Source organism: Paenibacillus sp. 01T422 (genome assembly GCF_056398785.1).
Window position 1 is genome coordinate 1 of record NZ_JBFTQB010000206.1, and the last position, 11,993, is coordinate 11,993.

The window sequence follows — 11,993 nt, forward strand, 5'->3', positions numbered from 1 at the left end:
GTTCTACTACGAGCAGCGACTGTAGCCACAGTTCGCGCAATTCTTACACCCTTCGCTGTTAATCAGCGAAGCGGAACCGCAAGACGGGCACAAGTCCTTCGGCGCGGCGCTAGCTGCGCCGCCGCCATGTGCGGAGTGCCCGCTTGGAGCAACCACCGGTGCCGGAGCTGGCGCATCCAGCACTTCACTCGTCGCGGTTACATAGTTCCGCGCGTCGTCTTGCTCGTTCATCACTTCGTCGTGCTGCTCGAGCGCTTTGGCAACCGCATCGGCGATAGACTCGACGCGGTTCGTGCCAAATCCAATGGCGCCGGAGCCGCCAATGCCTTTCAAGTGCTTCACGAGCAGCTTCACTTTGTCCCCGTGGTCGCCGTAGCGTAAGAACAACGAACACACGCGGCCAAGTGCCTCAGACATCGCAAAAACGTCTGATCCGGCTTTACCCACGTTGAGGAAGATTTCACTCGGCGTTCCGTTCATGTCATTAATCGTAATATACGCCATGCCAAATGGTGTATTCACTTTATAGGTTGCGCCTCGCAAAATTTGCGGACGGCGCTTATATTGCTTATCGAAAACTTGCTCTGTTTTGGCGTCAACATGAACCGCAAGCTTACCTGAGAGATTCGTTAAGCTGGCTTCTTCCTTCATAGCCTCCGCAGCTACAGCAACAGGTGCTGCTTCTGCCTTCTCAACTTTCTTCTCCTCTATCTTGTCAGCGCTTGTGCTAAGAACTTGCACATCACGGCTTCCATCACGGTAGATGGTAACGCCTTTACAGCCCAAATCAAAGGCCAATTCATACAAGCGTTTGGTTTCTTCCACTGTGAAATCGGATGGGCAATTCGCTGTTTTGGAGATCGAACTGTCAACCCACTTCTGGATCGCTGCTTGTGCTCGAATATGATCTTCAGCCGTCAAGGTCATGGAAGTTACGAAGTAATCCGGCAATTCCTGATTCGGATTGGCATCTTTCCATTCTTGAGCAATCGGCACATATTGTTTATCGAAGCCCAGGCGGCTTTGGCGGAAATATTCAAAAGCAAAGTAAGGCTCAATACCCGTCGAAGTCCCAACCATGGTTCCAGTACTTCCGGTTGGAGCCTGCGTAATGACCGTTACGTTACGCATGCCGTTCATCTTAATAGCCTCGCCAACTTCCGGGAATACCTTGGTTATATTTTTCATGAAGCCGCTCTCTAGGAATTTATCCGCAATAAACGCTTGGAAAGATCCCTTCTCAGAGGCAATTTCCGCTGATGCAAGATAAGCTTCTCTTGCCATGAAGCCGTAAATTTTGTCCAAAAACACCAAGGATTCCGGACTGCCATAACGAATTTTCAACTTAATCATTAATTCCGCTAAACCCATTGAGCCTAGGCCTACACGGCGTTCCTTCTGTTGATTCTCACGGTTCTCTTCAAAGTGATACGGCGTTTTGTCAATGACATTATCGAGAAAACGCGTCGAGTAACGAACAACCGTTGCCAGATCCGCCCAATCGACATCATGTTTCTCCGCATCATAAAACTTCGATAAGTTAATCGCCGATAAGTTGCAGACTCCCCAAGCAGGAAGCCCTTGCTCTCCGCACGGATTCGTGCAAATAATCGGATTGAAATACCAGCTATTCGACATTTGGTTGTAGTATTCCAAGAACACAACACCAGGCTCCGCTGATTTCCAAGCGGACTCAATAATCGTGTGCCACACCTCACGAGCTCTTACTGTGCGGTAAGGCTTGACGGTTTTGCCAAGCTGTTTCCAAGCTTCCAGATTGCCGTCCCATTTGTCATTATAGTCAGGATCCGTCGTATCCGGGAAGACAAGTTCCCACTCCAAATCTTCCTTCACTGCTTTCATAAAGCCATTGCTTACGCAAACGGATAGATTGGCATTGGTGATTTGCCCCATGGTTGATTTCACTGTAATGAAATCTTCCAGATCAGGATGCCAGTCATTAATCATCAGCATGAGTGCGCCCCGACGGCTACCGCCTTGTTCGATTAGACCTGTTGTATAACTGAACAAGCCCCCCCATGATACTGCGCCGCTTGATGAACCGTTAACTCCTTTAACAACGGAACGACGTGGACGAAGGGAAGATAGATTAATACCAACTCCGCCGCCGCGTGACATGATTTCCGTCATTTCAGAAAGTGTGCTCATAATGCCACCACGACTATCATGAGGAGAAGGGATGACATAACAGTTGAACAGCGTTAATTCGTCGCTTGCATCCGCGCCTGCCGCAATGCGTCCGCCTGGTACAAGTTTCCAATCATCTAAAATATATCTGAATTTTTCTGTCCATTCACTACGTTTCTCTGGTGTCGCTTCCACGGAAGCCATAGCTCCGGCCAAACGATCCCACATTTCTTCTGGTGTCTTTTCTATGTTTAACGTAAGCTTCTCTACCGCAGATTTGACCGTCTCACCGCTGCGTGTCCTTACTTGAACGATGTCACCCTCACGGCTAATGATTTCGCCTACTTCTTTGGCTGGGAATTTGGGATCATCTTTCGTCAATACGAGCACGGTGTCGCCCACCTTAGCAAAGCTCGTATCTGCATTCTTGAGTGCATAGCGGTCCAAAAATATTTTCTCGCTTAACCCTTCCAGCCTCTTACTTGATTGCGAAATCCCCATTGATTAATGCCCTCCCAATTAGCTACAGATTCAGCTCCAACTAGATTGAAAATTACAATATATGGTGTGAGAAATCCATTATACAACACTAAATATGGACCTTCGAATGGACAAAGGACCAATTTTGTTTAATAAAACAAGTAAATATCGCATTAGCTAGAATTTACTCTAAATCTCTCTTTATTTTATAGAAAGCGAGCAGACGGTTCGTTGCTTTTGACGCTAGCGCATTCCTCTGCTAACCTGTATTTAGGATACCACAACTCGATCTTTTTTAGAACATTTGTTCGTTATTTATTTTTTGGAAATTCACTTCCCAAGTAAACGCTAAGGAGATGTTAGAGCCATGTATTTTTATAAAAATGAATTTATGAACAAAGCAGATATTCAGCTCTCGCCCGATGATCGCGGTTATTATTTCGGAGATGGCATCTATGAAGTTTTTCGAGTGTATCAAGGACAAATTTATGAGCAGGGTGCGCATATGCAGAGGCTTCAAAGAACCGCTAATGAAGTGCGACTTACGCTTCCTTTTACCATCCAGAGAATCGGACAAATTCTCACAGAGCTGGTAGACAAAAACAAGCTGATCGATGGCACTGTTTATATGCAAATCACCCGAGGCGAAGCTCCTCGCGCGCATCCATTTCCTTCTCAAGCGGAACCTATCATGCTCGCCTATTGTACAGAAGTGCCAAGACCTGTTGCAGCCATACATAACGGTATCAAAGCCATTACTTTGGCCGATATTCGCTGGTTAAGATGCGATCTCAAAACACTCAATTTGCTGCCCAATGTCATGGCCAAACAAGCTGCGCTTGATCATGGTGTGCAGGAGGTTGTGCTGCATCGTGAAGGTACGGTGACAGAATGCAGCGCATCTAACATGATGATGATCAAGGATGGCGTGCTTTATACACACCCAGCCAATCATTTGATTTTACACGGTATCACCAGGGCAGTCGTGTTGCGATTAGCAAGCGTTTTGGAAATACCGGTCAAAGAGGAGGCATTTACGACGGCACAGCTTTTGGCGGCTGACGAAGCCTTTATCACAGGAACAACGGTAGAAATAACGCCAATTCTGGAGGTAGATGGCCACACAATTGGAGCCGACACACCCGGAGAGTATACCCGTAAGCTGCAAGAGGAGTTTGTTCGTACGTTCGCTTAATCAGCAAAAAAACCTAAGGCAACTGCCTTAGGTTTTGTAAGTCCTCACACACTATTAAAGGAACTCCAGGTCGTTATTTCAGCGAAATCCACCAATTGAGCGGCGGAAGGGAACTCCAGTCCGCTATTTCGGAGTTTTCGTCCGATTTAGCCCTCTTTTGCTGAAATAAGACCCTCTAGTTCCGTTTCAGCTACCCGACAACCACTTTTCTCCTAAATAACGTCCCCTAGTTCCCCTACTTTACTGGTTCAGCTCCCCCTAACTTAGCTACTCTAGTTTCCCATAAAGTACCTTATGCAAGGGATTCAATCGCGATCAACAAGCATCGCACCTCACCATTAACGCCGCAGATTCCACTCATCCGTCCCATACTTCTCCTGCACAAGACGATTGGTCAACTCCATCTCAAACGGTGTCAAAGAGTCCTCAACCAGCTCCACGCCTAACCCCAGAGCAATTTCACGGCGGAACGCCTCTTCAACTTGCCCCAAGGTAACGGCCTCTTTCCCCTGTGCCCGCAGCAGCTCGTTAATCGCTACCGCTTTTTTCGAAAAGCTTGTCTTCATCCGCTCCGCCACCTTCTCGTTAGAGAAACGAAGCATACGGAATAGTTGGTCCGTATCCATATCCAGCAGAATCGAGCCGTGCTGCAGCACGACATTCTTCTGCCGTACCTGTGCGCTGCCAGCAACTTTACGCCCCTCAACCACAAGCTCATACCACGATGGAGAATCGAAGCATGCAGCTGATCCTGCGGATGCATATTTCTCTTTCTCCTCATCGCTTGCAAGCTGCACCATCTCAGCGTTAAGTCCTAACGCACGGAAACCTTGAAGCAGCCCTTCGCTCAGGACGCGGTAAGCGTCAGTCACATTTCGGGGAATGCCCGGGTAATCCTCGGCCACAATAATGCTGTATGTCAGTTCTTTATCGTGCAGAACCGCTCTGCCTCCTGTCGGACGGCGGACGAAGCCAATCCCTTCATTAGCCACAGCCTCCTGATCGACCTCAGACGCTTTTTGGAAATAGCCTATCGACAATGTTGCTGGATTCCATCCATAAAAGCGCACCGTAGGAGGAACCATTCCTTCACTATGTGCGGTCAAAATCGCTTCATCTAAAGCCATATTTTCAGYAGGAGAACGATCTCCCGTATGTATAAATCGCCATGCTGTCATCGAAACCCTCACCCTTTCTTTCCTACATTGCATGTCAAAAGACAACGTCTATCATACCACATTATCRCCTTCTGTTACGATTCCTCTCCCTCTCCAGGCCCCCGCCCTGATCGCCTCATCTGTTTTACAATGGAAAAGTTATGAAAGCGCCTCTTATGGACATACTAACACGTATTCGGCGTTTAGCGCCCGTGCTTCACAGCAAGCACAACTCAGCTTAGGTTCACGAAGTCAGTTTTCTTACGAAAACTCTTAGGAGGGCACAACTATGCGTCAGCATGAACAGCAAGAGAACATTCGCCCCATTCATCATCGGTTGGACATGCACTTTGAGAGGGACTGGTTTACTGAGCTGGATCAACGTGTGCGCGGAGGAGGGCCATGGGACGATTGGACCTTGTACCAACTGGCTTACGAATCGGAAGAATCGGGGCTTATTTCTACGTTTGATGAAATGCAGTGCCTCCCTCATTTGGGGCAGCTTGAGCCTATGGCTCATCAGATCGATACAGCGAAGCGTGTGCTCAATGAGATGCGCGGTCGAGCCATCTTGGCCGATGAGGTTGGACTCGGGAAAACGATTGAGGCTGGTCTCATTTTAAAAGAATACATGATCCGCGGTTTGGTCCGCAAAACACTTATCCTGGTTCCGGCATCCCTTGTGCTGCAATGGGTCCGTGAATTAAACACGAAATTCGGCATCCCGGCCATCGCTCATAAAAAAGCGTATATGTGGCAGCAAAGCGATATTATCGTTGCCTCCATGGATACAGCCAAACGCGATCCTCACCGAGAAATCGTGATGGGTCTGGAATACGACATGCTGATTGTCGACGAAGCGCATAAACTAAAAAACAAAAAAACGACCAACTACACTTTCGTAAATGAGCTGCGCAAAAAATATTGCTTACTGCTCACCGCCACTCCGGTTCAAAATGATTTGAAAGAGCTTTATAATCTCATCACCCTGCTCAAGCCAGGTCAGCTTGGAGGCCACAACTCCTTTAAGTCCAACTTCGTTGTTGGCAAAAGGATACCCAAAAATGAGCTCCAGCTGCAGCAGGAACTTTCTAAGGTAATGATCCGAAATCGCCGAGGTGATGGCGGTGTCCACTTCACCAAGCGGGTGGTGAAGAACATCCCGCTCACGCTTTCGCCGGACGAGCAAGCGCTCTATGATGGCGTCACGAATTTCGTCCGCACGCGGTATGCAGAGAGTTCTGGCGATTTAAGCAGCATGCTGTCTCTCATCACACTCCAGCGTGAGGTTTGCTCCTCCAGGGATGCTGTATTCATCACCCTTGTGAATTTGTTCAAAAAAACAGCGGAAGATTCGCCTACACGCGCCAAAATATGGGAGCTTGTCGAGCTGATCCGCAGCATCAAATCAAATAGCAAAGCGGAAACGACCATGAAGCTCGTTCAGGAAATTAATGATAAAGTCATTATTTTCACGGAGTATCGCGCTTCTCAGGAGTATCTGCTCAACTATCTCAAAGAGCATAAAATTACAGCAGTCCCTTATCGCGGCGGCATGAACCGTGGTAAGAAGGATTGGATGATGGATCTCTTCCGCAACCGCGTACAAGTGCTTGTTGCAACGGAAGCAGGCGGCGAGGGAATCAATCTACAGTTTTGCCATAACATGATTAATTTTGACCTGCCGTGGAACCCGATGCGCGTGGAACAACGGATTGGCCGTGTCCATCGCCTCGGCCAGACCCATGATGTGAACATCTATAATCTATCCACAAATAATACGATTGAAGAGCACATCATCTCCCTGCTGCACGAGAAAATCAATATGTTTGAGATGGTCATTGGGCAGCTCGATACGATACTCGAGAAGATCGAGAAGAAAGGCTCTCTTGAAACATCATTATTCCGTATGGTAATGGAAGCTGGGTCGAGAGACGATATTCGCAGAAAAATTGACGAGCTGGGTCATTCTTTCACTGAAATCAAAGAAGAAATTGAACATAATCCTGTATATGGCGCAGAGTTTCAACATATCCTTGATGCCGTTGGCGGCGCGCAAAGCGGTGAGGTCAGACCATGAACAAACGAAACGTTCATACCTTTGTCATGCGATTTCTTGAAGCTTATGATTGTACAATTTTAGAGAAAAGCCCCACTTATGTCACAGCCAAGCTGTCTCCGGAAGCAGATCGGGAAATGACGGGCCGTCCTTATTACTGGAGCTTCGTGGAACGAACCGGGACGCCTGCCGAAACCATGACCTATAAATTCGTCTTCGACCCGGAACAAATGAGGCTCGAAGCCAAGTCCAAAGCTGCGCCAACTGCCGTGAAGAGCCCGCCTAATGCAGGTACACCTGCTGTTCCGAACCAGGAGCAAGCGCCTGACGGCTCCTCCGACAGCATTCTCGGACGTTATTTTGGCTTCGTTCCGACGACGATCACAGCCCGTGTGCCACAGGATGATGTCACTTTTGGCAGCAGACGTCTGGAACAAATGTTCAATATCGTCCGGGAACGCGGGAAATTCGTGCATCTATTTGAAGAGCCTTTTCCGACAGGAGCTACGTATCATGCTGCGCTTGTGTATGATACTTGGTTTTGCGTCAATTACAAGGTTGAACTCGCCTGCGACCGCAAGCGAAGTGAAATCCATTCCCTTGCCATCCAATTGAACAACGGCGAGATTCGCGAGAATTTTCATAAACATTTGCTGACCAAAAGTCTTTCTCCTAAACTGCCTGCGAATAGTCATATTTTGCCGGATACGATATCGCTGTCCAAAGCCGTGAATTTGCTTGAAACGACACTGGAACGCAAAGTCAGCACTTATGACCATAGATGGGCAGACGAGGCGAACGAGCAGCACCGCAGCGAGATTGACCGTGTCGAATCCTACTACAACGGCCTTTTGCTAAGCGCCGAGCCTGATAAAAGAGACGAAATCGAAACGCAATGCCGCAATCGTCTCAAAGAAATCGACTGGCAGCATAAGCCCCGTATCGCCGTTTCTGTCATCAATTGCGGATTGTTTCATTTAACAGCCGGGCGATCGCCTAGGAACTGACGCTAGTCGCTAAAACCTCGCAAATTAACGCTGCAGGTTCTAACATTCTTTTTATAGCATAAGAATTACAATAAATGGCGGGTGGCGCTCACTCGCGAAGAAGGGTTTCACAACTGGCAATCCGCAGCTTGGAACAGCTACCCGCTTGGTCCTGGGACACATGGCTGGGTTGTTATTCTCACCGATCATGGCGAGGATGTCGGCTATATGATCGTACAAGCTGTAGACAATGGTTCCTTCCGATTAACGGAATATGGAACAGGGAAACACCCACTTTTCAGTTTGACCACGCTGTATCGCTCTTTGGTACAGCAGGAACTCATACCTTCAACGATTACTTATTCTGATTTTATCGCTAACGAAACGATAGCCAAAGACCGCTTATATATGGACGGCTTGACCGCTGTTTGGAAAATCAAGCTGAACAATCAAATGTTCTACGTGGACGCCAAGTCCGGTGAGGTGCTTCCTTTAAAAGAAGACCCTATACCCAAGCATCAGACCGAAGATAATACCCTTATGACAACGGAGTTAAAAGAAGCAAGTACCGTCATGCATCCAGCGTTTGATCCCTATGAACGGATGCCTTGGATTGTCGGCTCACCGCTTCCTGTCACTGGTCTGACTGACCTCCAAAGTGCTCTTGCGACTGATAAAAACCTGACTTTTGTCACCGAGCTATACGATGGACAGGTTACTTTGCCACTCGCAGTATTAGGTTATCAAATATGGCAGGAAGGATCATCTTATCTCGTACTGGATCACGAGGGAGCGAGGTACATTCAATTGCCGGCTGCCCTTGCAATGGGTCATATTTACTAAATCCAAAAAGGACTCCCCTTAAGTAGACGATTCTACGAAAAGGGAAGCCTTTTTGGATTTTTGGCAACTTATTTCTTGGTTTTAAACTGGTCAAACAGCATCCGGGCTGCCAAGGGCAGCATGCCAAACCAACGTGTCTGCCAATGCTCACGCTGCTCTTTGTGCATCGCTTTTGCCTGTTGGCGAACATCTCTGGGCGTGTCTATAAACGTCACGACCTGCTGTGTTATGTACTTGACCAAGTCATCACTTTTGGCCATACACCCACCTGCCTTTTTCTCCCTATTGTAACCAGAGAGTCCCGGACTTAAACGGTTAAGACAGGTGGAACACATGGATTCAACTGACTTTTCCACCGCTCTCCGCAATAATTTTATCCGCAAATGTCTTAATCGTGCTGCAGCCGAGCAGCATCGGTTTGTTATCACACTGCAGCAGCAAGGTCTGCGCATTCATATCCCAGGCATATTGGAAACCAACATTCATGCCTACCACAGTAATCGTGAATTTACCCGATGCTGCATTAGGTATTGTGAAACCCTGTCTTTTTCCCACTTGTTGTAACGATCGAAATACCGAAGACGAAATCCCTCTATACGTCCAAGTACTGCAAGCCGCCATAGGTCAATCTCCTCTCTCCCCATATAGGATCACTAAATTGTATGAAGAGAGGGCTTAAATCGTGCTTGTTTCAAAAAAATCAGTCCAGCGCTTTGAGCCTCCATACACGCTTCTAACCTCGTCCCTGCTGCATATATTAAAGTAATTTAGAGAGAAAGGGGTGCATCGAATGTGGGAAGAGATGCTCCTAACTGAACAGCTCAACATCCACATGGATAAATCCAACCACATGCTGGAATTGAAGCTGCGTGACCACGATCAGGAAGATACGTTTTCCACAGTTCAGCTAAGTCATGCTGAGCTCATTTTACTTCTTCATACCCTGCTGGAAATTAATCGGTGTTTTCGCGGGGATATCCCATATTTTCATAACTAAAAAGCACCTTCGAAGCCCGCTAGCGGGTTTCGAAAGTGCTTTTTTCATAGCGATGATGTCTACGTCTTAGTCTCGGCTAATTCCAACAATGGAAGCCAAGAAACGCAAGATGTACAAGAAAAGATTAATGAAGTCCAGGTAAATATTGAGCGCAGCCAGCGGTACCTCTTCGGAAGATACCCCATTACGGTATTGAGCCACATCGTACAGCACCCAACCGCTGAAAATTAGAATGCCGAGCATCGACCAGATCAGGTTCGTAATAGAACCAAAGTTAACGAACATACCAATGACGCTCATTAACACAAGGCCAATCGTTCCAGCGAACAAAAAGCCGCCGAGGAAGCTGAAATCACGTTGTGAACGGTGCGCATAGAAGGCAAGTCCGCCAAAAATCGCCGCTGTCGCGAAGAATGCACCCGATACCACGTTAGCTCCAAGCATACCCCCGTATGCCATGATGACTGGATATAGCGTTACACCCGAAATCGCCGTAAACGCATAAAGGAAACCATATCCGATATTTTTGCCGCGAATTCGAATAACGATAGCTGCCACAAGCATGGCCACTTCAGCAATGACGAAAAGCATAATCATCGAAGGCGGAACGACCATAGCGCCGATCAACGTCCCCAGAAATGAAACCAAGAGGGAGATGGCAAATGTTTGAAGCACATGAGCAAAACTGCCTGAATGCGAAACCGTGACTGTTCTATCCATGAAACTATCAACTCCTTTAATTAAAAAACATGTACAATCTATACTATGCATTATACCTAATCTTCATGAAAACCGCTATAAAGCCTAGATAGTAGGCAACTATTTAAATGCGGCAATCATCTTACCACATATACGTTTCAATTGAGCTCGTAGTTTCGCAGGAAACTTAAGAATAAGACGCGTCCCCCAGCCATCATAAGTCCCGCCAACTTCTGTGGCTAGAACGAACAATTCTTTGGTGATAGCATTAACGGTCGGAACATCCAGCGTGTGCAATTTGCTCAAGTGAAGTACATATGGCTCCACCTGCCGTGTCGTATCAAATTCGGAGACAATAACCCTGTAGCCTAATGGACCCACTTTGCTTTTCATCTCATCCATCCGGGTTGAATCCGGGAAATGCAGCCAATGCTGAACCTCCCTGGCCTTCTCCAAATTGTCCCCCCGACGCTTCAGTGCGTAAGCAATCTTGGCATTGCGCATCCATTGCTCCTCCAAAGGTGAAGGCGCCATTTCTTCCAGGTAGAAGTTCCAGTCTGTGTCTAAATTCATCAAGAAATAATAGCGGAAGTTAGGAAAATCCAGCAGTATGCGCTTCATTTCCCGCTCCCAGTCCCAGTCATCCTTGGCATAAAAGTACATTTCCATTTTGTTATGTGAAGATATCCGCCCTGYATAGAGGGCATATCCCTGATCTTTCATCCGCGAAATGAGCTTGTCTTCGAGCTCGTAAAATGCTTGCTGCGCCTTTTGTGTCGAGCTGTCCGAGAGGTCCCACAAGCTATACATGTTAAATACGATCGTAATCCTCTGACCATATCCTATGAAAGGAGCCTTCTGCTTCAAAGCAGTGTTCATAAAGATTAGAACCTGCTCCCGATCCCGGATGCGTTCAAACAAATTCCAATCTTCTTCCATAGGATGGCCCCCTATTTCCTTTCAGATAATCTTTATTATATAAGGCTTAGTCCTAGCTGCCTACCCACCTGAGCATTATTTCCTAGGAAATAAAAAACAACCCCTTCAGAACCTGAAAGGGTTGTTACRGTTGATGCGATCAAGAGGACTCGAACCTCCACGGGGGTAAGCCCACACGGACCTGAACCGTGCGCGTCTGCCAATTCCGCCATGATCGCTCATCATATGGTGACAAAAATAAATATAACATGGGACTCGAAAGCTCGTCAACGAAACTTTTACAATCTATGCATAAATTCGTACCCCGCTCCTAACCCTATTCCCAAAGGAGGGATGACGATGGATAAGGAAGAAATCAAAGCTCTCGAACCCAAATACACAGGCAATGAGCGGCATCTCACAGAAGGTGAAGCTGAAGGTATTGTCCATGATCCAAATTACAAAAATGAAGAAGACGATCCAGCTGGCGTTGATGGCGTTACCGCTGGGT

11 protein-coding genes and 1 tRNA gene are annotated in these 11,993 nt (G+C 47.3%); 5 read left to right on the forward strand and 7 right to left on the reverse strand.

The features are described from left to right. Positions 1-6 precede the first annotated feature (6 nt). Positions 7-2,649 (reverse strand): adenosylcobalamin-dependent ribonucleoside-diphosphate reductase, encoded by a 2,643-nt coding sequence (locus AC1DUA_RS13720; protein ID WP_477500295.1) that lies wholly within the window; start codon positions 2,647-2,649, stop codon positions 7-9. 346 nt (positions 2,650-2,995) lie between these two features. On the opposite strand from AC1DUA_RS13720, the gene dat reads away from it, so the two are divergent. Beyond that, positions 2,996-3,823 carry a D-amino-acid transaminase gene (gene dat / locus AC1DUA_RS13725; RefSeq protein ID WP_477500296.1) on the forward strand — a complete coding sequence of 276 codons (828 nt, stop codon included), beginning with the start codon at positions 2,996-2,998 and terminating at the stop codon, positions 3,821-3,823. Between the two features lie 338 nt (positions 3,824-4,161). Here dat and AC1DUA_RS13730 read toward each other — a convergent pair whose 3' ends face one another. Then, positions 4,162-5,001, reverse strand: coding sequence for a lipoate--protein ligase family protein (locus tag AC1DUA_RS13730; protein ID WP_477500297.1), 840 nt, complete (start codon positions 4,999-5,001; stop codon positions 4,162-4,164). A gap of 268 nt (positions 5,002-5,269) precedes the next feature. Between AC1DUA_RS13730 and AC1DUA_RS13735 the strand changes: the two genes are divergently transcribed. The 3 genes from AC1DUA_RS13735 to AC1DUA_RS13745 all read left to right on the forward strand — a co-directional run bounded on the left by AC1DUA_RS13735 (position 5,270) and on the right by AC1DUA_RS13745 (position 8,868). Further along, positions 5,270-7,060: a DEAD/DEAH box helicase gene (locus AC1DUA_RS13735; RefSeq protein WP_477500298.1), complete on the forward strand. Its 1,791-nt coding sequence runs from the start codon at positions 5,270-5,272 to the stop codon at positions 7,058-7,060. Continuing rightward, positions 7,057-8,046, forward strand: coding sequence for a YqhG family protein (locus AC1DUA_RS13740; RefSeq protein ID WP_477500299.1), 990 nt, complete (start codon positions 7,057-7,059; stop codon positions 8,044-8,046). The genes AC1DUA_RS13735 and AC1DUA_RS13740 overlap by 4 nt, the downstream gene beginning before the upstream one ends. Positions 8,047-8,127: 81 nt before the next feature. Further along, the gene (locus tag AC1DUA_RS13745) at positions 8,128-8,868 is read left to right on the forward strand and encodes a hypothetical protein (protein ID WP_477500300.1); all 741 of its coding nucleotides are present in this window, start codon (positions 8,128-8,130) and stop codon (positions 8,866-8,868) included. A 68-nt stretch (positions 8,869-8,936) separates the two neighbouring features. On the opposite strand, the gene AC1DUA_RS13750 is transcribed toward AC1DUA_RS13745, so the two are convergent. After that, positions 8,937-9,128 carry a YqzE family protein gene (locus tag AC1DUA_RS13750; RefSeq protein ID WP_157325731.1) on the reverse strand — a complete coding sequence of 64 codons (192 nt, stop codon included), beginning with the start codon at positions 9,126-9,128 and terminating at the stop codon, positions 8,937-8,939. A gap of 79 nt (positions 9,129-9,207) precedes the next feature. Then, positions 9,208-9,489, reverse strand: a complete 282-nt coding sequence (locus AC1DUA_RS13755; RefSeq protein WP_477500301.1) for a hypothetical protein — start codon at positions 9,487-9,489, stop codon at positions 9,208-9,210. A gap of 169 nt (positions 9,490-9,658) precedes the next feature. On the opposite strand from AC1DUA_RS13755, the gene AC1DUA_RS13760 reads away from it, so the two are divergent. Beyond that, a complete protein-coding gene (locus AC1DUA_RS13760) occupies positions 9,659-9,865 on the forward strand; it encodes a hypothetical protein (protein ID WP_477500302.1) in 207 nt (68 codons plus the stop codon). Between the two features lie 66 nt (positions 9,866-9,931). Here AC1DUA_RS13760 and AC1DUA_RS13765 read toward each other — a convergent pair whose 3' ends face one another. The 3 genes from AC1DUA_RS13765 to AC1DUA_RS13775 form a co-directional block, all read right to left on the reverse strand. Beyond that, positions 9,932-10,585 carry a Bax inhibitor-1/YccA family protein gene (locus AC1DUA_RS13765; RefSeq protein ID WP_145662623.1) on the reverse strand — a complete coding sequence of 218 codons (654 nt, stop codon included), beginning with the start codon at positions 10,583-10,585 and terminating at the stop codon, positions 9,932-9,934. A gap of 99 nt (positions 10,586-10,684) precedes the next feature. Then, positions 10,685-11,503 carry a DUF695 domain-containing protein gene (locus tag AC1DUA_RS13770; RefSeq protein ID WP_477500303.1) on the reverse strand — a complete coding sequence of 273 codons (819 nt, stop codon included), beginning with the start codon at positions 11,501-11,503 and terminating at the stop codon, positions 10,685-10,687. Positions 11,504-11,637: 134 nt separating this feature from the next. After that, a tRNA-Leu gene (locus tag AC1DUA_RS13775) sits at positions 11,638-11,721 on the reverse strand. Positions 11,722-11,993: the final 272 nt, after the last annotated feature.

Excerpts from the sequence above, each read along its gene's own strand:
- AC1DUA_RS13735 (WP_477500298.1), top strand. The coding sequence starts at position 5,270 with ATGCGTCAGCATGAACAGCAAGAGAACATTCGCCCCATTCATCATCGG.
- AC1DUA_RS13750 (WP_157325731.1), bottom strand. The coding sequence starts at position 9,128 with ATGGCCAAAAGTGATGACTTGGTCAAGTACATAACACAGCAGGTCGTG.
- dat (WP_477500296.1), top strand. The coding sequence starts at position 2,996 with ATGTATTTTTATAAAAATGAATTTATGAACAAAGCAGATATTCAGCTC.
- AC1DUA_RS13760 (WP_477500302.1), top strand. The coding sequence starts at position 9,659 with ATGTGGGAAGAGATGCTCCTAACTGAACAGCTCAACATCCACATGGAT.
- AC1DUA_RS13755 (WP_477500301.1), bottom strand. The coding sequence starts at position 9,489 with ATGGCGGCTTGCAGTACTTGGACGTATAGAGGGATTTCGTCTTCGGTA.
- AC1DUA_RS13720 (WP_477500295.1), bottom strand. The coding sequence starts at position 2,649 with ATGGGGATTTCGCAATCAAGTAAGAGGCTGGAAGGGTTAAGCGAGAAA.
- AC1DUA_RS13765 (WP_145662623.1), bottom strand. The coding sequence starts at position 10,585 with ATGGATAGAACAGTCACGGTTTCGCATTCAGGCAGTTTTGCTCATGTG.
- AC1DUA_RS13740 (WP_477500299.1), top strand. The coding sequence starts at position 7,057 with ATGAACAAACGAAACGTTCATACCTTTGTCATGCGATTTCTTGAAGCT.